21 protein-coding genes and 1 pseudogene are annotated in these 25,845 nt (G+C 67.1%); 6 read left to right on the top strand and 16 right to left on the bottom strand.

Translation table 11 applies throughout. The features are described from left to right. The 14 genes and pseudogenes from AC1DGD_RS06140 to AC1DGD_RS06075 all read right to left on the bottom strand — a co-directional run. Positions 1-231, bottom strand: a pseudogene (locus AC1DGD_RS06140) (bifunctional D-altronate/D-mannonate dehydratase); the annotation flags it as partial. Between the two features lie 33 nt (positions 232-264). Beyond that, positions 265-1,689: a glucuronide transporter gene (gene uidB, locus AC1DGD_RS06135; protein ID WP_476856227.1), complete on the bottom strand. Its 1,425-nt coding sequence runs from the start codon at positions 1,687-1,689 to the stop codon at positions 265-267. Between the two features lie 58 nt (positions 1,690-1,747). Continuing rightward, positions 1,748-3,559 (bottom strand): beta-glucuronidase, encoded by a 1,812-nt coding sequence (gene uidA, locus AC1DGD_RS06130; RefSeq protein ID WP_476856226.1) that lies wholly within the window; start codon positions 3,557-3,559, stop codon positions 1,748-1,750. A 227-nt stretch (positions 3,560-3,786) separates the two neighbouring features. After that, positions 3,787-5,232, bottom strand: a complete 1,446-nt coding sequence (locus tag AC1DGD_RS06125; protein ID WP_476856225.1) for a mannitol dehydrogenase family protein — start codon at positions 5,230-5,232, stop codon at positions 3,787-3,789. Beyond that, positions 5,229-6,635: a glucuronate isomerase gene (gene uxaC / locus AC1DGD_RS06120; RefSeq protein WP_476856224.1), complete on the bottom strand. Its 1,407-nt coding sequence runs from the start codon at positions 6,633-6,635 to the stop codon at positions 5,229-5,231. The genes AC1DGD_RS06125 and uxaC overlap by 4 nt, the downstream gene beginning before the upstream one ends. A gap of 85 nt (positions 6,636-6,720) precedes the next feature. Beyond that, positions 6,721-7,782 carry a LacI family DNA-binding transcriptional regulator gene (locus AC1DGD_RS06115; RefSeq protein ID WP_476856223.1) on the bottom strand — a complete coding sequence of 354 codons (1,062 nt, stop codon included), beginning with the start codon at positions 7,780-7,782 and terminating at the stop codon, positions 6,721-6,723. A 94-nt stretch (positions 7,783-7,876) separates the two neighbouring features. Then, on the bottom strand, positions 7,877-9,043 hold the full coding sequence (locus AC1DGD_RS06110) for a Gfo/Idh/MocA family protein (protein ID WP_476856222.1): 1,167 nt from the start codon (positions 9,041-9,043) through the stop codon (positions 7,877-7,879). Positions 9,044-9,074: 31 nt separating this feature from the next. Beyond that, positions 9,075-9,911, bottom strand: a complete 837-nt coding sequence (locus AC1DGD_RS06105; RefSeq protein WP_476856221.1) for a sugar phosphate isomerase/epimerase family protein — start codon at positions 9,909-9,911, stop codon at positions 9,075-9,077. Between the two features lie 123 nt (positions 9,912-10,034). After that, positions 10,035-10,910 carry an ATP-binding cassette domain-containing protein gene (locus AC1DGD_RS06100; protein WP_476856220.1) on the bottom strand — a complete coding sequence of 292 codons (876 nt, stop codon included), beginning with the start codon at positions 10,908-10,910 and terminating at the stop codon, positions 10,035-10,037. Further along, positions 10,907-12,766, bottom strand: a complete 1,860-nt coding sequence (locus tag AC1DGD_RS06095; protein WP_476856219.1) for a dipeptide/oligopeptide/nickel ABC transporter permease/ATP-binding protein — start codon at positions 12,764-12,766, stop codon at positions 10,907-10,909. The genes AC1DGD_RS06100 and AC1DGD_RS06095 overlap by 4 nt, the downstream gene beginning before the upstream one ends. Continuing rightward, complete coding sequence (locus AC1DGD_RS06090) at positions 12,763-13,704, bottom strand: ABC transporter permease (protein WP_476856218.1); 942 nt, start codon at positions 13,702-13,704, stop codon at positions 12,763-12,765. Before AC1DGD_RS06090 ends, AC1DGD_RS06095 begins: the two co-directional genes overlap by 4 nt. Before the next feature lie 6 nt (positions 13,705-13,710). Next, positions 13,711-15,234 (bottom strand): ABC transporter substrate-binding protein, encoded by a 1,524-nt coding sequence (locus AC1DGD_RS06085; RefSeq protein WP_230008163.1) that lies wholly within the window; start codon positions 15,232-15,234, stop codon positions 13,711-13,713. A gap of 290 nt (positions 15,235-15,524) precedes the next feature. Further along, the gene (locus AC1DGD_RS06080; protein ID WP_476856217.1) at positions 15,525-16,532 is read right to left on the bottom strand and encodes a Gfo/Idh/MocA family protein; all 1,008 of its coding nucleotides are present in this window, start codon (positions 16,530-16,532) and stop codon (positions 15,525-15,527) included. A gap of 52 nt (positions 16,533-16,584) precedes the next feature. Continuing rightward, complete coding sequence (locus tag AC1DGD_RS06075; protein WP_476856216.1) at positions 16,585-17,433, bottom strand: sugar phosphate isomerase/epimerase family protein; 849 nt, start codon at positions 17,431-17,433, stop codon at positions 16,585-16,587. Positions 17,434-17,667: 234 nt separating this feature from the next. On the opposite strand from AC1DGD_RS06075, the gene AC1DGD_RS06070 reads away from it, so the two are divergent. After that, the gene (locus AC1DGD_RS06070) at positions 17,668-18,693 is read left to right on the top strand and encodes a LacI family DNA-binding transcriptional regulator (protein ID WP_476856215.1); all 1,026 of its coding nucleotides are present in this window, start codon (positions 17,668-17,670) and stop codon (positions 18,691-18,693) included. Positions 18,694-18,937: 244 nt separating this feature from the next. Further along, positions 18,938-19,759 carry an ammonia-dependent NAD(+) synthetase gene (gene nadE, locus AC1DGD_RS06065; protein WP_223914563.1) on the top strand — a complete coding sequence of 274 codons (822 nt, stop codon included), beginning with the start codon at positions 18,938-18,940 and terminating at the stop codon, positions 19,757-19,759. A 53-nt stretch (positions 19,760-19,812) separates the two neighbouring features. On the opposite strand, the gene AC1DGD_RS06060 is transcribed toward nadE, so the two are convergent. Next, a complete protein-coding gene (locus tag AC1DGD_RS06060) occupies positions 19,813-20,718 on the bottom strand; it encodes an NADP-dependent oxidoreductase (protein WP_476856214.1) in 906 nt (301 codons plus the stop codon). 136 nt (positions 20,719-20,854) lie between these two features. Then, entirely contained in the window at positions 20,855-21,637 is a 783-nt protein-coding gene (locus tag AC1DGD_RS06055) for an IclR family transcriptional regulator (protein WP_230010098.1), read from the bottom strand. Between the two features lie 249 nt (positions 21,638-21,886). Between AC1DGD_RS06055 and AC1DGD_RS06050 the strand changes: the two genes are divergently transcribed. The 4 genes from AC1DGD_RS06050 (at position 21,887) to AC1DGD_RS06035 (ending at position 25,786) form a co-directional block, all read left to right on the top strand. Continuing rightward, positions 21,887-22,633: a CoA transferase subunit A gene (locus AC1DGD_RS06050; RefSeq protein WP_476856213.1), complete on the top strand. Its 747-nt coding sequence runs from the start codon at positions 21,887-21,889 to the stop codon at positions 22,631-22,633. Between the two features lie 82 nt (positions 22,634-22,715). Beyond that, on the top strand, positions 22,716-23,393 hold the full coding sequence (locus AC1DGD_RS06045; RefSeq protein WP_476856212.1) for a CoA transferase subunit B: 678 nt from the start codon (positions 22,716-22,718) through the stop codon (positions 23,391-23,393). Further along, positions 23,390-24,586, top strand: coding sequence for an acetyl-CoA acetyltransferase (locus AC1DGD_RS06040; RefSeq protein ID WP_476856211.1), 1,197 nt, complete (start codon positions 23,390-23,392; stop codon positions 24,584-24,586). The genes AC1DGD_RS06045 and AC1DGD_RS06040 overlap by 4 nt, the downstream gene beginning before the upstream one ends. A gap of 144 nt (positions 24,587-24,730) precedes the next feature. Further along, on the top strand, positions 24,731-25,786 hold the full coding sequence (locus AC1DGD_RS06035; protein ID WP_476856210.1) for a zinc-dependent alcohol dehydrogenase family protein: 1,056 nt from the start codon (positions 24,731-24,733) through the stop codon (positions 25,784-25,786). Positions 25,787-25,845 lie beyond the last annotated feature (59 nt).

The raw sequence follows: 25,845 nt of genomic DNA, 5'->3' as shown, positions 1-25,845 counted from the left end.
GCGCCAGTACGAGGACCGGTACAGGAACTGCCAGGTGTCCTCGATCCGGTGCGGGTCCTTGCCGATCAGCAGCTGCGCGACGTGCTCCTTCAAATAGGCGGCCACGGCGAGCTCGCGCCCGTTCAGGGTCGCGTCCCCGATCCCGGTCATGCCGTCCTCGGTGGTGATCCGCAGGGTCACGAAGTTCCGGGAGGGGCTGGTGACGAACACTTCAGCGGCAATGATTTTCACAACAGGTCCTTTTCTGCTCTTACAGGGGGTGTCTTAGTTGCCCGGCGCCAGCGGCGCGGCGCCGGCCGGAACGGTGGGGGCACCGTCGGCGGTGCCGGACGGCCGGACGCCGGCCGAAGAACCGTCGCCGCCGGTGCGGCGGACCTGGATCTCGGTGAGGATCCGGGCGTGCATGGCATCGGTAAGCGTGTACTTGGCCATGACGAGCACGGCCAGGATGGTCATGACGGCCGGCAGGGCGCCTGCGGCGATCTGGATGCCGAAGACGGCGTCGGGCGTCTGGACGGCGCCGGACTTGTAGCCGCCCAGGGCCAGGGCGTAGGCGGCGAGCGCACCGCCGACGGCCTGTCCGGTCTTGCGGGTGAAGGAGAACAACGCGTAGGTGATGCCCTCGGTCCGGACTCCGGTCTTCCATTCGCCGTACTCCACGGTGTCGGCCTCGAGCGCCCACACGACGATGTTGACCGCCAGCACGCCCACGAGGCTGATGACCAGGCCGGTGAATCCGATCCAGACCTGGCTTGCCGGGGTGAAGAAAACGATGGCGCCGCCAATGACCGTGAGCAGCGAGGAGAAGATGTAGACGCGCTTCTTGCCAAGGTTCCGGACCAGCTTCGGCATGAACCCGGCCAGCACGAAGGTGAGGACGAGCTGGGTGATGGACAGTACGGGGTACAGGTCCAGCCGGCCCAGGACATCGCGGAGGTAGTACAGCTGGACCGAGGTGAGGGCCAAGTAGCCGGTCAGGAAGAAGAAGGAACTCACGCACAGCATCAGCAGCGGCCTGTTGCCCTTGAGGGTGTCCATGCTCTGCTTGAACGTGACGTTGGGGACGGCGCGGTGGACCCGTTCCTTGGCGGTCAGGACGGTGAAGAGGTACAGGGCCGCGCCGATGACGACGAAGACCAGGGTGATGGTGGTGAACGTTGCCTGCAGGTTGGCGCCCGGTTTGATCAAAGGGGCCACGAAGATGCCAAGGGCGGAGCCGACCAGCATTCCGCCGATCATCCGGGCGGAGCCGAGCTTGGCGCGTTCCGCGGGGTCCTGGGTCATGGCGCCGGCGAGGGAGCCGTAGGGGATGTTGACCAGGCTGTAGGCCAGGCCCAGGGCTGCGTACGTGACGTAGGCGTAGAGCAGGGTGCCGGATTCGCCGAGCTCAGGGATGGAGAAGGTGGCCACGCTCAGCAGCAGCAACGGGATGGAACCGAACATGATGAACGGACGGAACTTGCCGAACCGCTTGCTGTAGGTCCGGTCCACCACGCGGCCGGCGAAGACGTCGGCGAAGGCGTCGAAGATCCGCACCACCAGCAGCAGGGTGCCGGCGGCCGCGGCGGAGATCCCGGCCACATCCGTGTAGTACACGAGCAGGAACATGGTGGCGGTGGTGAAGGCGAGATTGTTTGCGGCGTCGCCGGCGCCATAGCCGACGATGCTGAGCTTGTTCAGCTTTTTCATGATTGGGCTCCTTTACCCGTTGCCGGACCTGGGTCCGGCAAAAAATGTGCGGTGAGGCCTACGCCTTGGAGGTGCTGTTCTTGGTGCCGGCCAGTGCCGTCCACCGCTGGCGCAGGGCATAGGCGGCGGGTTTGGGCCGCCTGTCCCGGGTGAAGACGCCCTTCTTGTTGCCGTCAACGCGCATGATGCCGTTGGAGGTCTGGAAGTCCGCGAAGTTCCAGACCTGTTCACCGACCATGGCGTCGACCCGGTCGAAGACCCGGTGGTACATGGCCAGGAACGCTGCCTGGTATTCCTCGCTCCAGGGCTGTTCATAGATGGAGTGGAAGCCGGGCATGGTGTCCGGTCCGTACTCGGTCATGATCATGGGCTTGCCGTACTTGGCTTCCCACTCGCGCAGCTCCTTCTCGAGGTGCTGCTCGGCGGTTTCGAGGTCGCCGTTATCGACGTACCAGCCGTAGTAGCGGTTGAGCATGATCACGTCGAACAGGTCCCCGAGCAGTTCCTTGTCCGGGGTGTCGAACAGGACGTTGACGTAGCCGACGGGCCGGGTGGGGTCCAGGCTGCGGGTCAGCTCCGCGAGGGGTGCGAAGTACTCGCGGGCGCCCTCCTCGGAACCGTTGGGTTCGTTGGCGATCGACCAGATCACGACGGAGGGGTGGTTCTTGTCGCGGGCGACGAGTTCGGTAATCGCCTGCCGGTGGTTGGCGGCGGTATTGGCGTCCACTCCGCCCTCGATGTAGGTCTTCCTGGCGATGCCGCCGAAGACGGCGCCGAAGCCCAGGTGCAGCCCGACGGCGGCGGTTTCGTCGATCACGACGATGCCGTGCCGGTCCGCGAACTCCATGACTTCCTCGGCGTAGGGGTAGTGCGAGGTCCGGAACGAGTTGGCGCCCACCCAGTCCAGGAGCTGGAAGTCGTTGACCATCTGGGCGTTGCTGTGGCCCTTGCCGATGGCTACGTGGTCCTCGTGCATGCCGAAGCCGGTGAAGTAGAACGGTTCGCCGTTGATGAGGAATTCCTTGCCGCTGACTTCCACGGTGCGGACGCCGACCGGCAGGGTGTAGCTGTCCAGCAGCCGGCCGCCGTCCCAAATCTGCGCGGTGAGGCTGTACAGGTAGGCCGCGCCGGGCTTCCAGAGCACGACGTCGGCGACCGCCAGGGTGCCGCGGGCGCCGTCGGCGCGGGCGACCTCGACGCCGTCGGCGTCGCGGAGGGAAACGGTGACCGTTTCGGTGCCGGTCCCGCCGGCGGTGGCAATCGTGTAGTCGACGCTGCCGGCGGTTCCTTCGAAGCCGGTGACGACGGTGATGTCATCGACCGTGACGGCGGGGGTGCTGAAGAGCCAGAGGCTGCGGTGCAGGCCGGCGTAGTTGTAGAAATCGTGGAGGTAGCTCTGCTGGCGGCGGCCGTCCCCGGTGACGGTGATGGTCCCGGGCGGGATGGTGGCCTGCGTGAGCTCGTTGTTGACCGAGACCGTCAGGCGGAAGGCCTGTCCGGGTGTCACATGGTCCGTGATGTCCGCGCTGAACGGCATGTAGCCGCCGGTGTGCTGGGCCACCAGGGTGTCGTCGACCCACACCATGCCTTCGTGGGTGGCGGAGTCGAGGCGGACGTGGATGCGCTCCCCTGCCCAGCCGCGCGGGACGCGGACGTCGCGCTGGTACCAGACGTAGCCCACGTGGTCCCGGACAGCCTTGTCGGGGAAGACGTCGTTGTAGCTGGCCGGGACGCCCATTTCCAGTCCGGTTTCCAGGGGCGCCTTGAACCATTCGTCCCGGTGGCCGGAGCGGTCATGGTCGACCTTGAAGCGGTACAGGCCGTCGAGGTTGACGATCTCGCGGGTTTCGCTGGCCTGGGGCTTGAGCATTGGGGAGGTCCTATCGCGTCTTTGCGGGCAGTGCCGGGGAGGGTTTTTAGGGTCCGGCTGCGGGGCCGGTTTGTGCTCTTGCTGTAATCCTAATCACTTGGCAATCAAATGGCAAGCGGTTGCCATCATTTTGTTGAAAGTTCATTGAAACTCCGCTGTTCATTGAAACACTGCTGCCCGGCTCCCGATGATCCGGGAGCCGGGCAGCACTGCTTGCACGCAGGGCGTTACGGGGAGACAGCCTGCTCCCCGAACGTTCCGCGCAAGCTTTCAATGAGGTCCACGACGGAACGGTCACCGGCCAGGGCCGGATCCACCAAGGCCAACAGGGCACGGGTCCGCTCGGCGCCCGCGAGCCGGTTGGCTGCGGCTGCCTCCTCGGCCAGCGGATCCTGGAGCGCGGCCGAGGCGGCGCTGTAGTCCATCCAGGCGGCAATCATGAGCGCGGCCGCCGCGCCGGGCCTGCCCACGGCACGCTCGGCCCGCAGCACCGGAACGGCGCGCATCCGCAGCTTCGTGCTGCCGTCCATGGCGATCTGTGCGAGGTGGTGGGCAATCCGGGCGTTGCCGAATCGCTCCAGCAGGGCGGCGCGGTAGGCCGGGATCTGCAGCTCGGCGGCATGTCCCGCCGGCCCGGACAGATTTGCCTCCGCCTCGTCCCAAAAGCTTTCAATGGCCCGCAGGCACAGCGGGTCTGCCAGGGCCTCGGACACGGTGGTGTGGCCGCGCAGCTGGCCGGCGTAGGCCAGCAGCGAGTGCGCGCCGTTCAGGAGCCAGAGTTTGCGGTTTTCGTACGGTTCGATCTCGGCGACGAACACGGCTCCGGCGTCTTCCCAGCGCGGCCGCCCGGCGGGGAACTCCCCGCTGAGCACCCAGTTGGAGAAGGGCTCGGCCACCACGGGCGAATTGTCGCGGTAGCCGCACGCGGCCTGGACGGCGGCGATGTCCGCGGCCGTGGTGCGGGGAGTGATGCGGTCAACCGAGGTGCTGACGAAGCTGACGTTGGCGTCGATCCATCCGGCCAGGCCAGCGTCCCACGCCCCGGCCATGCCTGCCACGGCATTGTGCGCGACGGTGCCGTTGTTGGAAAGGTTGTCGCAGCAGACGACGGCGAGTGGTCCCGCCCCGGCAGCCCGGCGGGCGGCGAGGGCCAGCACCAGCCGGCCCAGCGGCGTCGCCGGGTTGGCGCTGCCGGACGCCAGCAGCGCAAGGTCGGCGGCGACGTCGGGCGCGGAGCGGTCAAGCTGCCCGTCGGCGCGGAGCCGGTAGGCCGCCTCGGTGATGGTCAGGGTGATCACCGCGGTGGCCGGCGCGGCAACCAGCTCCGCCAGGCGCTGGACATCCGCCCCGTCCACGGCTTCGACGATGCTGCTGACAACGGTGAAGGTGTCGCCGCCGTCGGCCCGGTTCACGATCGTGTAGAGCCCGTCCTGTTCGGCCAGCGCCAGGGCGGCGTCGGGGCGGCGTCCGGTAAAGGCGGCAATGCCCCAGTCCGCTGCGTCGGACGCCTGGTGGGTGTACCAGCCCTGGTGCGAGCGGTGGAAGGCGCCCAGCCCCAGATGGACGATCCGCACAGGCGCCGTCGCACCGGGACGCAGGCGGCGGCTCAGTTGGGGAAGTTCCACGGCGGCCTCGACCTCGGATTCCTGTGCGGATGTCAGTTCGGCGCTCACAGTTTGAACACCCGTCGGGGTGAGCCGTCCACGACGTCGACGATCAGTTCATGGGCGCGGTCCTCGCTGACGCGGTGCTCCGCGACCAGCCTGGCCAGGAAGGAGGCCTCGATCCGGCGGGAGGCATCGTGGCGCGCGGGGATGGAGCAGAAGGCCCGGGTGTCGTCGATGAAGCCGGACGAGCGGGAGAATCCTGCGGTTTCGGTCACGGCCGAGCGGAAACGCAGCATGGCGTCGGGCGCGTCCAGGAACCACCACGGGGCACCGAGGTAGACCGACGGGTAGAAACCCGCCAGCGGCGCGAGTTCGCGGGAGAACACGGTCTCATCGAGGGTGAAGAGCACCAGGTGGAAGTCCTTGGCGGTGCCGAAGTCCTGCAGCAGCGGACGGATCGCCTCGGTGTAGTTGACGGCGAACGGGATGTCGTGGCCGGTGTCGGCGCCGAAGGCGTTGAAGGTGGGTTCGTGGTGGTTGCGGTAGGACCCCGGGTGGATGGTCATGACCAGGCCGTCCTCCACGGACATCCGTGCCATCTGGTACATCATGTGGGCCTCGAAGTCGTCGCGGTCGGCCGCCGTGGCCTGGCCCGAGCGGGCGCGGTCGAACAGCCTGGCCGCATCGCCGGCGTCGAGCTTGAGCGTTGCCGGTGTGCGGACGCCGTGGTCGGCCGAGACCGCGCCGTGGTCCACGAAGTAGCGGCGCCGGTTTTCCAGGGCGGTGAGGTAGCCGGCATAGCCGGTGGCACCGTCGCCCGCTGCCGAGATGAGCCGGTCAACGTTCGCGGACCACGTGGGGTGCGCGATGTTGAGGTAGGCATCGGGGCGGAAGGTGGGCAGGACGCGGCCGTGGAAGGTGGGGTCCTCGGCGATCGCCGCGTGGCTGGCGAGGCTGTCCAGGGGGTCGTCGGTGGTGGCCAGCACCTCGATGTTGAAGTCCTTGAAGAGCTGGCGGGGACGGAAGCCGGGCTCCAGCAGCTTGGCGGAGATCGCGTCGTAGCTGGCGTCGGCGGTCTCGGCGCTGATCTCCTGCCGGAGGCCGAAGACGCTGCTGAACTGGGTGCGGAGCCAGTAGCCGGAGGCTGTGCCTTCGAAGAGCGGCCAGGCCTTGCAGAACTCGCGCCAGACCGTGCGGGAGTCCGGTTCGGCCGCGGCCGAGCCCCGGAGCCGGTCCAGCGGGACGCCGCTGGCGTGGATCAGCCGGGTGACGTAGTGGTCCGGGCTGACCAGCAGCGCTGCCGGGTCCGGGAAGGGGCTGTTGTGCTCGATGACGGCGGCGTCAACGTGCCCGTGCGGGGAAATGATGGGGAGGTCCTGGACGCACTGGAGGAGGTCGCGCGCAATGCTGCGCGTTCCGGGATCCGCGGGCAGAAGCCGGTCTGGGTTGGCGGCAATCGACTGTGACATAGATCAATGGTCCGGCTTGCCTCCGGCATTTGTCAACCGGTTGCCAATAATTGCCATCAAGTTGCGGATGGCCTCACAGGTGTGGCTAGCCCGCGGGCAGCAGCCGCCCGCTCGAGCCGCGCAGCACCAGCTCCGTCTCGACGCGCAGCGTGGCGGCCGGTTCCCCCGCACCATGCAGCAGATCAAGGAGCAGCGTCGCGGCGCCGGAGCCGCACTCCCCCAGCGGCGAGCGCACGGTGGTGAGCGGTGGCGTGGTGAAGTCCGCGCCGAAGATGTCGTCGAAGCCCACGATGCTGATCTGGTCCGGGACCACCATGCCGGCGGCCTGGAGTTCCTGCATGAGCCCGATGGCCAGGAGGTCGTTGTAGGTCAGCACCGCCGTGGCGCCGCTTGCCCGGACGTCGCGCGCCACCTGGCGGCCGCCGTCGACCGTGGGTTTGGTGGATTCCAGCCGCACGGCTTCGAGCCGGGACCACTCGCAGGCCGCCTGCACGCCTTCCCAGCGGCGCGCGGACATCCAGGACTGCGGCGGCCCGGCAACAAAGGCAACCTTGTGGTGCCCGTTGGCGGCCAGGCTGCGGACTGCCTCGCTGATGCCCTTGTTGACGTCGGGAACCACGCACGGCACGCCGTCGACCTCGCGGTTGATGACCACCACCGGCTTGTCCCGGGCGATGGCGCGGATGTCGTCGTCGTCCATGCGGGGGCTGGCCAGGATGAGGCCGTCCACGGTGGCCATCATCCGGCGTGCTGCCGTCAGTTCGGTGACGCCGGACTCGGCCGACTCGGCCAGCACCAGGGTGTAGTCCCGCAGCGTGGCGGTCGTTTCCGCCCCGCGGATGATGTCGAAAAACGTGGGGTTGGTGATGTCCGCGACGATCAGGCCGAAGGTGTTGGTGCGGCCGGTGGGCAGCGCGCGGGCGAACGGATTGACCTGGTAGTTCAGCTCGGCGGCCGCGTCCTCGATGAGTTTCTGCGTCTTGGCGCTGACCCGGCCGGGCTTGCTCAGCGCCCGTGAGACGGTCGAAGGATTGACGCCGGCAACCTTGGCAATGTCGTAGATGGTGGCGTGGGACTTTCCGGACCGGGAGTGCTTCTTGGCCGGGTCTGTTGTTGCGGCAGCGTCCGGCGTCTTGGGTTCAGTCACCGCCCCATCCTAACGAGGAAACAACCCAACCAGCCCCCAGCGGAGGCCGTTTTGAGTGCTCAAAACGGCCCCTGCTGCGGCGGGGCGGGGCGGGCTAGGAGCGCTCGGCGAACTTGCCCTCGTCCGCGATGCGCTTGTTCAGCTCGGCGAGGAACTCGTCCTCGTCGAAGTCCAGCGCCACTTCCGTGCCGGTCCAGCTCGAGAGGTGGATGGCGTTGGCCAGCCGGACACCCTTGATGCCGTCCGATCCCGGGGCCAGCAGCGGCGTGCCGTCCAGGATGTTGGCGGCGAAGTTCGCCAGGACGCCGGAGTGCTGCGCGCCCCAGGCGGACTCGAACTCGATGACCTCGGTGGTGTAGTACTCGCCGGGATTGAGCTCGCCCATGAAGAGTCTGCGGACATCGTCCATGCCCATGCCGTCGCTGAGTTCACGCTCGGGCTTCTTCAGGCGGGTCACGGTGGCGGTCTTGCTGTTCTCCACCACGATCTTGCCCTGGTCGCCCAGGATCTCGAAGCGGTCGGTTCCCACGAGGTCGTGCGTCGCGGTGACGAAGACGCCCGTGGCGCCGTTGCCGTAGTCCACGACGGCCGTGACTTCGTCCTCCACGGCGATGTCGCGGCGGAAGCCGTAGGCGACTTTGGCGTAGACGGACTTCGGCACGCCGCAGATCCACTGCCACAGGTCCAGCTGGTGCGGGGCCTGGTTGACCAGAACGCCGCCGCCCTCGCCGCCCCACGTGGCACGCCATTCGCTGGAATTGTAATAGCCCTGCGGTCGCCACCAGTTGGTGATGATCCAGTTGGTGCGGCGGATGCCGCCGATCTCGCCGCCGTCGACGATCTCCTTCAGCTTCTGGTACAGCGGGTTGTTGCGCTGGTTGAACATGATGGCGAAGGACAGCTCGGGCTTGCCCGCGGCAAATTCGTTGAGCTCCCTGACCTGCTTGGTGTAGACGCCGGCCGGCTTCTCCACGAGGGCGTGGATGTTGCGCTTGAGGGTCTCGATCCCCATTTCCGGGTGCAGGAAGTGCGGCACGCACGTCACGACCGCATCGACGTCGCCGCTTTCCAGCATCGTGATGTAGTCGTCGTAGAAGGGCGCGTCGGGGTACTTGGCGGCCGCCAGTTCCTTTTTCGCGGGGTCGGTGTCGCAGATGGCGCCGATCACCATGTTCGGGACCAGGCCGTCGGTGATGAACTGGGCGTAGGCGCCGCCCTGCTGGCCCAGGCCGATGATGCCCAGGCGTACTTGCTTGCTCATGTGGTGGTTCTCCGTAGTCAGTGGGGGTGGGTTAGAAAAGTTCGGCGTGGCCGAGCGCCATCAGGTTGTCGTGGGAGGTCTGCAGCGCGTCCCAGACGGTGCGCCCGTAGAGTTCGTCCTGCTCCACGAGCAGGTACCGGGCGCCGGCGGCCTGGGCGGCCGGAACAATGGATGCGAAGTCCAGGTTGCCTTCGCCCACTTCAGCGAACTGGACCACATTCTTGAACTCGGTCATGAAGCCCATGATGTCCCCGGAATCCAGGAGCCCGAACGAGGACTCCGGCAGTTCTCCGATCCGGTAGTCCTTCAGATGGACCATGGCCGTGCGGCCGGCGTACTTCTGCAGCGTCCGGACCGGGTCCAGGCCGCCGCGCTGCACCCAGTGCACATCGATTTCCATGCCCATGGCCGGGGAGTTCTCGGCAATGATGTCCAGCATGAATTTGCCGTCGAACTTCGCGAACTCGATGTGGTGGTTGTGGTAATACAGGCTCAGGCCCTGTTCCTGCAGGCGCTGCGCGTACTCGTTGGCCTCCTTGGCGAAATCAACGACTGCCGCGATTGACTTCATGGCCGGGAACGGCAGCATGCCGATCCGCAGGAGGCTGGAGTCCAGGCGTTTGGCGTCCGCCACGATCTTGTCGAAGTGCTCCGCCAGGGAGTCCCCGGGACGGCCCTTGGGAGTCTCCATCGCGACGGACAGTGCCGCGATGTCCATGCCCAGTTCGCTCCGGGCGCGGTCCAGCTCGGCGACGTTCTCCGGGGTCATCGGGATCTGGGAGATCTCGACGGCGTTGTATCCGATCGCGCTCACCTTGCGGAGCGTCTCGAACGCCCCCACTTCGGCGAAGCTGTCTTTCAGCATCATCGCTTGTACGCCAATTTTGGCCACTGTATTCCTCCGTGGTGTTACGGACCCGCAAGGGCCCTCGTTGCCGGTTAGGTGCTGCCGCCAGGGCGCCGGCCGTTCTGCCTGACGGCGCGGGTGGCCTCAGGCGAGGGCGCCCGCTTGTTCGTGCTGCATGCGCTGCGTCTCGAGCAAGCGGTGCCGGTCCGCGCGGCGCTGTTCCTGCCGGTCCGGGTCCGGGACCGGGGAGGCGAGCAGCAGCCGCTGGGTGTAGGGGTGGTCGGGGTCGGTGGTGACGACGCCGGCCGGGCCTTGTTCGACGATCTCCCCGTGGTACATCACGGCGACGCGGTGGCTGATGTGCCGGACGACGTCGAGGTCGTGGGAGACGAAGAGGTAGGACACACCGGTGTCCTTCTGGATCTGCAGGAACAGGTCCAGCACCCGGGCCTGGGTGGAGAGGTCCAGGGCACTGACCGGCTCATCGCAGACGATCAGCTTGGGCGAGAGGGCCAGGGCGCGGGCGATCGCCACGCGCTGGCGCTGTCCGCCGCTGAATTCGCGCGGCAGCCGGTTGATGGCGTCGGCGGGCAGACCCACCTGGTCCAGCAGTTCCCTCACACGCTTTTTGGCCGCCGCGGCGTCCATGCCCTGCACACCCAGTGGTTCGGCGAGGATGTCGCCGATCTCCAGGGCGGGGTTCAGCGAGGTGTAGGGATCCTGGAACACCACCTGCAGGTCACGGCTCAGGACCCGCCGGTCCTTGCGGGTGGCGCGGCTGATGTCCTTGCCGTCGAAGCTGAGCTTCCCGCCGGTCACCGGGGCCAGCCCCAGGATGGCGCGGCCCAGGGTGGTCTTGCCGGAACCGGACTCCCCCACCAGGCCGAGGGTTTCGCCGCGGCCGATGGTGATGTTGATGTCCGTCAGGGCGCGGAAGGGCTTGGCCCGGAACTTCTTGCTGGGGTACTCGACGATCAGTTGGTCTACCGCGAGCAGCGGAGCGCTGTCGGTGGGGCTCATGCGACTGGCTCCTTCTGGCCGGTGGAAACGAGCATGGACATGGGTTCCTTGCCCTCAAGCATCGATGCCAGGAGCGTTTGCGTGTAAGGCTCCTGCGGATTGCGCAGGATGTCGCGGACGGATCCTTCCTCCACGAGCCGGCCGTTCTGCATGACGGCCACACGGTCGCAGAGGTCCGCCACCACCCCGAAGTTGTGGGTCACCAGGATGACGCCGATGTTCAGGCGCTGCTGGAGCTCGCGCAGCAGGTCCAGCACGTCCGCCTGCACCGTGACATCCAGGGCCGTGGTGGGCTCATCGGCAATCACCAGGTCCGGTTCGCAGCTGATGGCGCCGGCGATCAGGACGCGCTGGGCCATGCCGCCGGAGACTTCGTGCGGGTAGGCGTTGAAGGTCCGTTCGGGGTTGGCGATTCCGACGTCGGTGAGCAGCTTCAATGCCCGCCTCCTGGCCTCGGCCTTGGAGATGCCGAGGACGCGGAGCATGGGTGTCACGAGCTGGTAGCCGATGGTGAAGGCCGGGTCCAGGTTGCTCATGGGCTCCTGCGGGATGTAGGAAATCCGTCTGCCGCGCAGTTTGGACAGTCGCTCCTGGCTGACGCGTTCCTCGCCCGGGGCAACGGTGTACTTGCCGTCGAACTGGATGGAGCCGGCCACGATGCGGGCATTGTCCGGCAGCAGCCCCAGGATGGAGAAGGCGGTCTGGGACTTGCCCGAACCGGATTCGCCCACGATGCCCAGGATCTCGCCGCGGTCCACGTGGAAGGAAACGTCGTCGACGACCTTCTTGATGGAGCCGTCTGCCTGCGGATAGCCGACGCCGAGATTGGTCACCTTGACCAGGTGGTGTTCGGTTCCGGGGTCGACGGCGGCCACGGACTTGCGCGACGGGCGCACGGCGGCCGGCGCCGTCGAACTTTCCCGCATGGCCTTCTTCTTGCGGGGCTTGATCTTTTCGCCGTCTTCAAGGGCATCGCGGATGGCGTTGCCCAGCAGGACCAGGCCGCCGATGGTCAGCGCCATGGCCAGTGCCGGCCAGAAGAGCAGCGTGGGAGTGAGGTAGACGTTCTTGAAGCCCTCCGAGAGCATCACGCCCCAGGTGGCCTTGGTGGGGTCGCCCAGGCCGAGGAATTCCAGACCGGACTGAATGGCGATGGCCACGCCGGCGATCGCCGCGGTCTGGATGATGATGGGGGCGCGGACCACGGAGAAGATGTGGCGGGCGATGATGCTGAGGGCGGACAGCCCGGAGACCCGTGCGGCGTCGACATAGAGCTCGTTGCGCACCGACTGGACGGCCGTGCGGGTCAGCCGGAAGTAGGACGGGCTGATCAGGATGCCGAAGGCGATCATGGACATCCAGACCGAAGGGCCGAAGGCCGCCCGGATGGTCAGCAGCACGATCAGCCCGGGGAGGCTCATGAGGATGCCGACCACCCAGTTGGAGACTGCCTCGAATTTGCCGGCGTAGTACCCGGCGACCAGGCCGGACGGCAGGCCGATGGCAATGGCCACGCCCGCGCAGAGCAGGGCGGAAAGCAGCGTCAGCTGCGCGCCGTACAGGAGCCGGCTCCAGACATCGCGCCCGGCGCTGTCCGTTCCGAGGATGTTTACGGAGTCCGGGGCGGCGAGGGTCTTGGCGATGTTGGCGTAGTTCTGCTCGAAGGGCGCCAGGACCGGGGCGAGTACCGCCAGGAGCGAGATCGCCAGCAGGATGGTCATGGCAACGATGCCCAGCGGGTTCCTGAACAGGCGCCGGATGACGGTGGACCGGACCACGGTGCCGCTCTGGCCGGGGTGAATCGGAATGGCGGCGGATGCCGCGGTTGCGGCGGCTTCTTCGGAAGAATTGTTCATGACACACGTACTTTCGGGTTGAGCCAGCCATTGAGGATGTCCACCAGCAGGTTCACCACAATGACGACGACCACCGTGTACATCACGACGCCCATCACCACCGGAAGATCCGACTGGCCTGTGGCGGCGACCGCCATCGGACCCATGCCGGGAAGGGCGAAGATCTGCTCGATGATCACCACGCCGCCCAGCATGCCGATCAGCTGCAGGCTCAGCACCGTCAGGCCGGCCGGCGCGGCGCTGCGCAGGACGTGCTTGAACAGGATTTCCCGCTCGCCGATCCCGCGACTGCGCAGGGTGCGGACATAGTCCCGCTCGAGTTGTTTGATGACGGCGCTGCGGATCTGCTGCGCGCCCCCGGTGACGCCGTTGATCAGCAGGGCTATCACCGGAAGCGACATGGAATAGACCCACGCGTCGGCCCCGGAATCCGGGGAAATGGTGCTGGTGGCCGGGAACAGGCCCAACTGGATGGCCAGGATGGTGACCAGGACGACGCCGATCACGAACCCCGGAACGGAGTCGCCGATGATGGCGCCAACCTGGACCACCCTGTCCACCCAGCCGCGCTTGACCGCGGCGATGACACCGATGAGTGCGGCACAAATTGCGATCAGGATCATTGCGGCGAAAACCATGGTCATGGTCACCGGAATTCGGCTGGCCAGGGAGTTGGCCACCGGTTCCGAGGAGAACCAGGAGGCACCCAGGTTTCCGCTGAGGGCATCGGCCACCCAGGCAAAGTAGCGGGTCAGCAGGGGCTGGTCCAGCCCCAGCTCGTGTTCTTTCATCGCCACCTGCTCAGCGGTGGCCTGATCGCCCAGGATGTTCCTGGCGATGCTCCCGCTGGACATATAGAGCAGGAAGAAGGTGAGCGCCGAGACAACAAGCAGCACCACCAGCCCGCTGCCCAGTCGTTTCGCAATGAACCTGATCATGGTGTCCTACTTGGCGGGTGAGTAGTTGTAAATGGACGGAACGGCCTGCTGGATCTGGGGTGTGACGTCGACCTTGGCGTTGTGGTAGTACATCTGGTTGACGCGGAACAGCGGCGCGAACCAGGCCTGCTCCACCACGTACTTGTTCACTTCCTGGGCCAGCTTGCCCGCGTCAGCCCCGCCGTTGCGCACGGCGTCAATCTTGGCGTCGAGCTCCGGCGACGCGTTCTTGAACGGGTTGTAGAGCGCCTTGGTGGAGATGATCTGGTTGATGGCAACTGTCGGCTGGCCTTGGAAGAGGGAGAAGTACATGGTGGTGTACTTCTGTCCAGCCACATCGGAGGTGAAGGTGTTGGTGAGCGCGGCGCCAATCTTCAGGGTGATACCGACGTCTGCCAGCTGCTGCTGGACCACGGAAATCTGAGTCTGGAAGTCGGGGATGCTGGGGACTTCCAGGGTCACGCCGTTTTCATAGCCGGCTTCCTTGAGGAGCTGCTTGGCCTTGGCCGGATCGTAGCTGTAGTAGTTCTCCAGTTCTTCGGTCCAGGCGCCGCTGGCCTTGCCGAACGGCTGGGACGTCGGGGTGCCCTGGCCCAACAGGACCTGGTCGAGGATGGTCTTGCGGTCAAAGGCGTAGTTGATGGCCTGGCGGACCTTGACGTTCTGCAGTGCGGGGTTCTTGGCACCGTCACGGTCCAGGAGGAGCAGCCCCTGCCAGTCCACCTCGTTGGCGGCCAGCTTCATCTTGGCGCCTTCGGCCTGCTTGCCGTTCTTGGGGTCCAGGAGTGTGGCGTCCACCTGGCCGGAGACCAGGGCGTTGGTGCGGGCGGTGGGGTCGGTCAGGATCTTGAAGGTCAGCTTGGAGTACTTCTGCAGATCCTTGTTCCAGTAGTCCTTCCGGGCGGTGAACACGGTCTGGGAGTCCTTGACCGACGCGGCCTTGTCCATCACGTAGGGCCCGGAGCCCACCGGCTCGGTCTTGATGCCCTCGGTGCCGAGCGCCTTGGGGCTGCCCATCAGGCCGGCCGCCTGGCTGAGGAAGTACTCGAGGGCCGGGTCCGGGGTGCTGAGGTTGATGTCGATGGTATCGGCGTCCACAACGGCCACGTCCTTGACGGCATTGAGCTGGGCCATCTGCGGACCATTGGCCGTCTTGAAGTGGTCCATGTTGGCCTTGGCAGCCTCGGCGTCGAACTTTGCTCCGTCGCTGAAGGTGACGTCCGAGCGCAGGTCCACCGTCAGTTTGGTGTTTGCTGCGTTGTACTTCCAGGCCGTCGCCAGCATGGGGCTGAGCTTTCCGTCCGGCTCGCGCAGGATCAGGGTGTCGTAGACGGCCTGGTACGGCTGGAGGATATGGCCCACATGGGCCTGGGCCGGATCCCAGGACCGGACATCCTGGATGGTGCCGAGCGTGAGGGACGTGGCTGTGGTGCCTGCGCCGCCTGCTGCGGCACCGCCGCCGCAGGCGGTGAGCGCGAGGGATGCGCTGAGGATGAGGGCAGCAGCTGCTGCCTTGGGACCGAACTTCATTGTTGGCTCCTTTGGATCATTGACGAGGTCCGCTGCACGGACCATGGCGGCGGCAATGTGGCTTGTGCCACATTGCCGCTTGTGGGTTCAGCGTACGTTGGGTTGCCACATCTGGCAACCGGTTGTCATTACTTTTTGAATTATTGCGATCAGGGGTGTTGCCGGGCACTTGGACGGAGCACGACGGTGCACCTGCGAGCGCACGCAGTGCGCAGGCACGACGTTCGCAGTGGAAAAGAAAGCGCAACGGAAGCCCGCGCGCCTGAGCCGGGTCGCGGAGGCGGCTTCGGTTAGGACACTTTTTCCTCAGAGCCGGGGTAGGACTGGCGGTAGAGTTCCTTCACGATCCGCAGCGACTTCGCCCCTTCGGCGGCGTCAATCCAGAACGGGCCAGGCTGCGCCAGTCGGGCATAGAAATCTGCGATCAGCAGGGCATGCGAAACACCCCAGTAGGACCGGCCGCCCGATCCCTTGGTGCGTTCCCGCACCACCTCGCTGCGCCCGTCGTCGTAAGTGACTGTCAGGTCCCCGCGCAGGCTCAATGTTGCCCTCTCGGTGCTGATGTCCAGCGTGACTGGTGCGTTGACGGTGTTGGCCAAGGTGGCGTAGAAGACGGAGCGCGCCCCGCTGCTGTGCAGCGCGGCGAACTCCGCAGTGTCCTCCACCTCGATGGTTTCTGCCAGCGCATGGGTCGAGGCGCTGCCTGCGAGCGCGACGACGTCGCCCACCAGCCATTGCAGCAGGTCAACGGTGTGGATGGCCTGGTTCATCATCAGCCCCCCGCCGCCCTCGGCCCAGTTTCCGCGCCAGGGCCGGCTGAGGTAGTAATCGGCATCCCGGTGCCACATGACCGTGGCCGAGGCCCCCCGCACCTGGCCCAGTTCGCCGGAGTCCAGCAGTCGGCGCATTTCCTGCACCGGGGCGTTGTAGCGGTTCTGGAAACACAGGGCAATTTTCGCCGTGCTGTCGGCAGCCGCGGCCAGCAGCCTTTCGCCCTCGGCCAGGGTGTGCGCCAGGGGCTTTTCCAGCACCACGTGGACACCGCGGCGCAGGCATTCGATCGCGATCGCCGCGTGTTCGTGATGCGGGGTGGTGATGTGCACGACGCCGGGAGCTGCCACCTCGAGCATGTCGCGGTAGTCCGCGAAGCCGGGGACGCCGTGGGCCTCCTGCGCCGCCGCCCGGCGTGCCGGATCCGGGTCACAGACGGCCATCAATTCGGCGTTGTCCATCCCTGCAAGTGCTTCAAAGTGAACGACCGACACGTCGCCGCAGCCGATGATTGCCGCTTTTGGCATCCGGAGTTCCCTCTTTCCCTAGTGGTGGTGCATGCCTGCTAAAGAAGGCCGATTACACGAGTTCGATCTGGTTTTTCGCGGCCAGCGCGGCAAAGGCGCGGGCCGCGGTGCCGAAGGCCGCCGGGCCCGAGAAGCCGCCGAGTTCGTGGGCGCTGGCCAGGTGGGGTTCCAGCGAGGCGAAGCCGGCGTAACCGTCCGCCTTGAGGGCGGCGATGGTGGCGTCGAGTTCGCCGTCGCCCTCACCGGAGGGGACCACTTCCCCGGTGGTGGCGAGCGCGTCCTTGACCTGGAAGTACTCGAGGTAGGGGCGCAGCATGGCATAGCCCTCGGTGTAGGGCTTGACGCCCACCTGGACGAAGTTGGCGTTGTCCCACGCGATGCGGAGCGCGGGCGAGTTCACGGATTCCATGATGTCCAGCACGCGCTGCGGGGTATCGCCATAGATGCCCTTTTCGTTTTCGTGCAGGAGCACGACGCCGGATTCCGCGGCGAGCGCCGCCAGCGCGCCCATACGGCCCAGGACGTCCTCGCGGATGTCTTCCGCGCTGCGCCCTTCGGCCCGGAAGAAGGAGAAAATGCGGACGTATTGTGTATCCAGCCCCCTGGCCACTGAGATGATCTGCCGGAGCCGTGCCAGCTCGTGCTCCACCGGCAGGCTCACGTCCACCTTCCCGATGGGGCTGGCCACGGCCGAGACCTTGAGGCCCTTTTCATCCAGGATTTCCTTGAGCCGGGCAACCTGCGCGGGCTCCAGCTCGGAGACGTTGGTGCCCCAGGCGCTGCGGACCTCGATGTGGCTTGCGCCCAGCGCCAGGAGCACGGCGGCCTGAACTGCCGGGTCCGGATCTATTTCGTCGCCGAAGCCTGACAGCGACCAGACTGCGGGTGGTGTTTTGCTCACGCGGATCTCCTGGGTTTCGCGGCCGCCGCGGGCAGCTTCCGGCTCCGGCGCGGTGACGCAGTTCACAAACGGTGTGGGCCCCAGTCTAGCCATCACCGCACTCAAATGACAACCGGTTGCCAAATTCTGACAATCTGTGGCATGCTTTGCTGACCGGCCCTGTGGCGGCAATCACAGCCCGGCCACCCGCCCCCGGCCACCTCGGCCCGGCCACCACGTTCAGAGAGGAGCGCCGTGGCGACGACGCAACCAGCAGCAGTGGACCGCCCGGCCACCATCCATGACATCGCCGCGCTCTGCGGCGTGGCGGCCTCCACGGTTTCCCGTGCCCTCTCCACGCCGGACCGGGTCAACATCAGGACACGGCAGCGGATCGAGGCGGCCGCGGCCCGGCTGCACTACACCCCCAACAGCCAGGCGAAGGCGCTGAGTTCCGGGCGCACGGGCGCGGTGGGAGTCCTGGTTCCGGATATCACCAACCCGTTCTACTTCGACCTCATCAGGGGAACCCAGCTCCAGCTCAAGGCGGCCGGGCACACCCAGTTGCTGGTGGACACGGAAGAATCCGACGAGGTGGAGGCCAGCACCGTGGAGCAGCTGCGCAAGAGCGCCGACGGCATCATCGTTGCCGCATCCCGGCTCAGCGACGAAGCTCTGCTGAACGCGGCGGCGAAGATGCCCATGGTCGCGATCAACCGTGACGTGCCCGGCGTTCCCGCGGTCCTGATCGACACCCCGTCCGGCACCAGCCAGGCGCTGGACCACCTGATCTCGCTGGGGCACACCCGGGTGGCCTATGTGGCCGGCCCGACGACGTCGCAGTCCAGCGAACGGCGGTGGACCGCGTTGTCCGTGGCTGCCGAGGAACGCGGCGTGGAGGTGCGCCGGCTCGGTCCGTTCGCCCCCAAGACACAGTCCGGCGCGGCAGCCGCGGACGCCGCCGTCCACAGCGGGGTCACCGCCTGCCTCGCGTTCAACGACCTCATCGCCATCGGCATGCTCCAGCGCCTTCGCGAACGCGGCATCCGCGTCCCGCAGGACATGAGCATTGTGGGCTGCGACGACATCTTTGGCGCCGACTTCTGCAATCCGCCGCTGTCCACCATGGCCTCCCCGATCGAGCAGGCCGGCCGCGTGGCGGTGTCCATGCTGCTGGCCCAGCTGAACCCGCTCGCCGGCGGTGGCACCCGAAGCCGGTCCGTGATGCCCACCCATCTCACGGTCCGCGGCTCCACCGGTCCGGTGCGGCAGGCTCAATAGGCCCGGCGTCCGGCCCGGTGCCCAGTCAGGACCGGGCAGGCGTCGGCCGGTGGTGAGGTTTTCGCGGCGGTTCCGGACAGGGGCGCCGAATTCGGACCGGCGCACCGGGGATCCAAGTCGCAACGGTCCGAAACCGTAGCCGCCGTCCGGAACCGAAGCCATTTCGACGCCGGATCCGCTCGTCAGCCGCCGGTCCGGACGCAATAGTTGAGCGTTGTTGACACCGCTGACTAGGCTGTGAGGCATGCGTGAACTCCAGGCGAAGATCATCGAGGAAATGGGCGTGCAGCCCCGGATCGACCCTGCCGGGGAGGTGCGCAAACGCGTGACGTTCCTGAAGGAATACTTAGCGGCCACCCACACCAAGGGCTTCGTCCTGGGCATCTCGGGCGGCCTGGACTCCTCCCTGGCCGGGCGGCTGGCCCAGCTGGCGGTCGAGGAACTCGAGGCCGAGGGCACCGAAGCGAACTTCGTGGCCGTGCGGCTGCCCTACGGCGTCCAGCATGACGAGGACGACGCGCAGGCGGCCCTGGACTTCGTGCGCGCCAAGACCGAATGGACGTTCAACATCTCGGCCGCAGTAGATGGCTTCGAGGACGAGTTCGAGAAGACCGTGGGCACGGAGATCTCCGATTTCCACAAGGGCAACACCAAGGCCCGGACCCGGATGATTGCCCAGTACGCCCTGGCCGGCGAGCACAACTACCTGGTGATCGGCACGGATCACGGCGCCGAGTCCGTCACGGGGTTCTTCACCAAGTTCGGCGACGGCGGCGCGGACATCCTGCCGCTGTTCGGCCTTAACAAGCGCCAGAACCGCGCCCTGCTGGCGGAACTCGGCGCACCGGCCCGGATCTGGGAAAAGGTTCCGACGGCGGATCTGCTGGACGGCAAGCCAGGCCGCACCGACGAGGACGAACTCGGCCTCGGCTACGACCTGATCGATGACTACCTCGAGGGCCGTGACGTACCCGATGCCGCTGCCGAACGGATCGAGGCGATGTACCTGCGGACCCGCCACAAGCGCACGGTCCCGGTGACGATTTTCGACACCTGGTGGAAATAGCCTGAGCCGGGAGCCCCGGGCCGGGGCTGCAGGTTCGCCCCGGGGGGTTCCAATTAGGGGATCAGCACGAGTTTGCCCCGGACATGGCCTGCGCGGCTGATGCCCAGTGCCCGGGCCGCATCGGTGAGGGGAATCCGCTCCTGGATGCTGAAGCGGAGCTTTCCCCCGGCCGACAGCCGGGCCGCCTCCGCTACCCGTCCGTCCAGCAGCCTGACCGGTGCAATTCCGGCGGCGTTGGCCTCCTTTCCAGGCACTGTGGTCACCGCGGCGCCGTGGCCGCCGAGCAAATGGACCGTCGCCGTCGTCGTCTCCTCCCCGCCAAAGGTGTCCACGACGGCGGTGATGGTGCCCAGCGCGCGGACGCGTTCCACGAGCCCTTCGCCATGGGCCACAGGCACGGCGCCGAGGCCGCGCAAATAGTCGTGGTTCTGCTCTGAAGCGGTCCCGATGACCCGGGCGCCGAGGTGCCGCGCGATCTGGGTTGCCGCAGAGCCGACCCCGCCCGCTGCGCCGTGGATGAGGACCGTGTCCCCCACGCCAATGCCAAGCTGAACCAGCGCCGAATACGCTGTGCCGCCAGCTATCGCGACGCATGCCGCCTGCTCAAAATCGATGCCCGCGGGCTTTGGCGTCAGCTGGTCGACCGGAAAATTTGCCACGGCACGGTAGGCCCCGGAAATGCCATTCCAGATGACGTCGTCACCCACCTCATAGCCGGTCACGCCGGGGCCAACGGCGGTCACGATTCCTGCCGCCTCACAGCCGGGAACTGCAGGGAAGTCCAGGGCAAGGTACGGCTTCAGGTAGCCGGCAACGACTTTCCAGTCCACCGGGTTGACGCCGACGGCGCGGATTCCCACCTGGACCTCGTTCTCCCCCGGAACCGGCGGTTTCTCCTCGCCAACGGTGACGACGTCCGGGCTGCCATAGTGATCGAAAGAGATCTTGGTGTCTTTCACGGGGCTTTGCTCCTTCGGCTCGACGCGCTGCGGCCTGTGCTGCCAGCTTCTGGCACAAGCGGCGGCTGCGCAAGAGTCGCCCGGCAAGTTGAACTGTCCGAGGCAGCCTGAGCCGAACCGGAGCCCGTGACGAGGGTCAGGCGCCTGGCGAGCGGGTCAGCAGCGTGGAGATCCGGTGCGCTTCTTCCAGGAGCAGCCGCCCCAGCTGCGGACGCCGGTCCTCCCGGAAGCGCGGTTCGATGCCGGTCAGGGACAGCGCCCAGGCGGGGCGCCCCCGCTGGTCGAAGACCGCCGCACCCATCCCCCAGCTGCCTTCCAGGACCAGCCCCGGATTGACCGAATAGCCGGCCTGCCGCGTCGCTTCCAGGTTCTCCCTGACCAGTGCTGCGGTGTGCGCGGCCGCAAAGCTGCCGGCATGGGCTGCCCAGTTAGCGAGCAGTTCTTCCTGCTCTTGTGCCGGCAGGAAGGCCATGATGGCGGTGCCGGCGGAGGCGACGCCCAGCGGGAACCGCACCCCCTCGTGCAGCACGAAGGAACGGACCGGGAAGCTGCCTTCTTCCCGGAGCAGGCACACGGTCTCGTTGCCGCGGCGGATGGAGAAGAAAGCGCTTTCGCCGGTCTCTTCGGCCAGGCGGCGCAGGCTCGGCCTCGCGATGTCCTCCAGGGGGAAGCGCGCCGAGGCCACGGACCCCAGCAGCAGGATCTCCGGTCCCAGGACCCAGTTGCCGCTGCCCGGGTCCTGGTCCAGCAGCCCCTCGGCCGCGAGCGAGCTCAGCAGCCGGTGCACGGTGGGCCGTGTCAGGCCGGATTCGCGCACGAGCTCCACCAGGGGGCAGCCCTCCGGCTTCCGGCCGACCAGGCGCAGCAGGCCGGCTGCCCGGCTGACCACCTGGGCGCCCTGGACGGGGGTTGTATTCATTGCTTGCCTCACGTCGGCCCGGAACTGAATGATGCTTTCTCCCACGCTGCTTTTACCCAATTTCACCATCAGGTATCCACATAATGGATAGTCCTAAGGGTAGCGTCCACACTGTAAATTCCGCCAGTTAGCGGCGAGACTCCACGTTGACAGTGGTCTGTGACACACCATAGGCTCCTTCTTCAGACATGGAGTCCACAAAGTGGATTGCCGGGGTGGACAGCAAGACGAGCTCAATGAGGAGATGCAATGTCAAAGGTGAAATCCGGGGCAGCGGCCGCTTTGCAGGACGTACTGCGCGACGGCATGACGCTCGCCGTCGGCGGTTTCGGGCTCAGCGGGATCCCCGCTGACCTGATCGAGGCGGTGCGGGACTCCGGGGTGAAGGACCTGACTGTCGTCTCCAACAACATGGGCGTGGACGGCAAGGGCCTCGGGGTCCTGATCGAAGGCGGCCAGGTCCGTAAGGTCATCGCGTCCTACGTTGGGGAAAACAAGCTCTTCGCCGAGCAGTACCTCGCCGGCCAGCTGGAGGTGGAGTTCACCCCGCAGGGCACCCTTGCTGAGCGGCTGCGCGCCGGCGGCGCCGGCATCCCGGCGTTCTACACGAAGACCGGCGTGGGCACCCTCGTCGCCGAAGGCAAGCCGCTGGCGGAGTTCGACGGCGAGACCTATGTCCAGGAGCGCGCCATCAAGGCCGACGTCGCCCTGGTTCACGCCCACACGGCCGACACCGACGGCAACCTGATCTACCGGTATACCGCGCAGAACTTCAATCCGGTGGTGGCTACCGCGGGAGCCGTGACGGTCGCCGAGGCCGAAGTGATCGTCGAGCCCGGCCAGCTGGACCCGAACCACATCATCACCCCCGGCGTGTTCGTCCAGCGCCTGGTCCAGGCCAGCGGCCGCGTCAAGGACATCGAACAGCGCACCGTCCGCCCGCGGCCCGCAGCGGAAGCGGCGGCGGCGCAGGCCGCCTCCGCCGTCACCGTCTAATCCGGCCCGAGCGCCGCCCACCCCGGGCGCGCCGGCGTTGGCGCCCCACCCTTTGCACCCTGACTTTCCAAGGAGAACCACCATGGCCTGGACCCGAGATGAAATGGCCGCAATCGCGGCCGAAGAACTGAACGACGGCGACTACGTCAACCTTGGCATCGGCATCCCCACGCTGGTGGCCAACAACCTGCCCGACGGCGTCCGCGTTGTCCTGCAGAGCGAGAACGGCCTGCTCGGCATGGGCCCATTCCCCTTCGAGGGCGAGGAAGACGCGGACCTGATCAACGCCGGCAAGCAGACCGTCACGGTCCTGCCCGGCGGCAGCATCTTCGACTCCGCGACGTCCTTCGGCATGATCCGCGGCGGCCACGTGAAGGTCGCGATCCTCGGTGCCATGCAGGTCTCCGGTGCCGGCGACCTCGCCAACTGGACCATCCCCGGCAAGATGGTCAAGGGCATGGGAGGCGCCATGGACCTCGTGGCCGGCACCCCGCGCGTCGTGGTCCTGACCGAGCACAACGCCAAGGACGGCAGCGCCAAGATCGTCAACGAATGCACGCTGCCGCTCACCGGGCTCAGCTGCGTGGACCGCATCATCAGCGACCTCGCGGTCTTCGACCTTGTGAAGAATGAACACAAAGCAGGCGGGCGGAAGCTCACGCTCACGCGCCTCGCGCCCGGCGTCACCGTGGAGGAAATCCGCGAAAAGACCGAAGCCGATTTCGATGTCGCGCTCGAATTTGAAGGAGCGACGGCATGAGCCTCAAAGACCAGTTCGGCAAGGACGTCCTGCTCACCGGCTGGGGCCACAGCCGGTTCGGCAAGCTGAGCGAAGAAACCCTGGAGTCCCTGATCGTGCAGGTCGCCACCGAGGCGATCGGCAACGCCGGGATCGAGCCCGGCCAGATCGATGAGATCTACCTCGGCCAGTTCAACTCCGGCATGATGCCGCTGGCCTTCCCGTCCTCCCTCGCACTGCAGGTCTCGGATCAACTGGCCAACGTACCCTCCACTCGGGTGGAGAACGCCTGCGCCTCCGGCTCGGCCGCATTCCAGCAGGGCACCAAGTCCCTGCTTGCCGGCACCGCGAAGACCGTCCTGGTGATCGGCGCCGAAAAGATGACCCACGCCGGGGCCGACGTCGTGGGCGCGGCCCTGCTCGGCGCGGACTACGACATGGCCGGCAAGGCCTCCACCACCGGGTTCACTGGGCTCTTCGCGGAGGTCGCGAAGCACTACGGCAAGCGCTATGGCGACGGCAACGGAAAGCTCGGCGACGTCCTGGGCACCATCGCGGCGAAGAACCACCGCAACGGCGTCGACAACCCCTACGCCCAGCTCCGCAAGGACCTCGGCGAGGAGTTCTGCCGCACCGTCTCGGACAAGAACCCGATGGTGGCCGATCCGCTGCGCCGCACCGACTGCTCCCCCGTCTCCGACGGCGCCGCCGCCGTCGTCCTCAGCGTTGCCCCTACCGGCGGGGCAACCGCCCCGGTGCGGCTCGCCGGCTTCGGCCAGGCGAACGATTTCTTCCCCGCCGACCGCCGGGACCCCACCGAATTCGCCGCCACACGCGCCTCCTGGCAGCGGGCCCTGGGGATGGCCGGCGTCGGGCTGGAGGGGCTCGACTTCGCGGAAGTCCACGACTGCTTCACCATCGCCGAACTGCTCATGTACGAGGCCATGGGGCTGACCGAACGCGGCCAGGGCGCCCGGGCGCTGGAAGAAGGCTGGGTCTTCAATGACGGCAAGCTGCCGGTCAACGTCTCGGGCGGGCTCAAGGCCAAGGGCCACCCCGTCGGCGCCACCGGCGTCTCCCAGCACGTCATCGCCGCCATGCAGCTCACCGGGACCGCCGGCGACATGCAGCTGGCCAACCCGCGCCGGGCCGCGGTGCAGAACATGGGTGGCGTGGGCATCGCCAACTACGTCAGCGTGCTCGAAGCCCTCTAAAGCAACGCGGGGTCAGATACAGCCCATGCCGGGCGGCTTGATGGGCCGTATCTGACCCCGCGTTGCTTGTCCTCGCCTACGTGGCCGGCATGCCACGGGACTAAACTCGTTCCCAGCCCATCCACCACAATGCGAGGAGCACCCATGCGCGCCACCATCATCCACGGTCCCGGCGACATCCGAGTCGAAGACCGCGACTACCCCACCCTCCAGCTGCCCACCGACGTCATCGTGAAGGTCACCGCCTCCTGCGTCTGCGGCTCGGACCTCTGGCCGTACCGCGGGGTCAAGCCCACCCACAAGCCGTCCGCGATCGGGCACGAGTTCATCGGGACGGTCGAAAGCATCGGCGACGACATCAAAGACCTCGCCGTGGGCGACTACGTGATCGCCCCGTTCGTGGTCAGCTGCGGCGCGTGCCCGCAGTGCCTCGACGGCGTCACGGTCGCCTGCGACCACCTCGCCGGCTGGGGCGGCAAGGATGACACCGGCTACGGGATCGACGGCGGCCAGGGCCAGGCCGTGCGCGTACCGCTCGCCGAGTCCACGCTGGTCAAGGTCCCGGGCGTCACCGACCCGGACGACGCCCTCCGCGCCAGCCTGCTCACGCTCTCCGACGTCATGGCCACCGGCCACCACGCAGCCCTCGCGGCCAAGGCCGGTCCCGGCCGGACGGTCGTGGTGGTCGGCGACGGCGCCGTCGGGCTCTGCGGCGTCCTGGCCGCCAAGCGCCTCGGCGCGGAGCGGATCATCGCCATGTCACGGCACGCCGACCGCCAGGCGATCGCCCGCGAATTCGGGGCCACGGACATCGTCGCCGAACGCGGGGACGAGGGCGTCGCCAAGGTCCGCGAATTGCTTGGCGGTGTGCTCGCCGACTCCGTGCTGGAGTGCGTGGGGACCAAGGAATCCATGGAACAGGCCCTGCACAGCGTCCGCCCTGGCGGCGCCCTCGGCTTTGTCGGCGTCCCCACCGGCGGCGCCGAAGCCCCGCTGCGCTTCCTGTTCGACACCAACATCTCGATCGGCGGCGGCATGGCCCCGGCCAGGACGTACATCCCGGAACTGCTGGCGGACGTGCTGAACGGCACCATCAATCCGGGCCGCGTGTTCGACTCGGTCATGCCGCTTGAGGAGGCACCCGAGGCCTACCGCGCGATGGACGAACGGCGCGCCATCAAGGTCCTCCTGACCCCCTAGCCGGGATCTCGACGGCGGCCGCGCTTGCACCCGCGCGGCCGCCCGCGCCGGCCTAGCTG

Source organism: Arthrobacter sp. 05T45, assembly GCF_056395875.1.
This window is presented reverse-complemented; position numbering and strand designations above follow the sequence as displayed.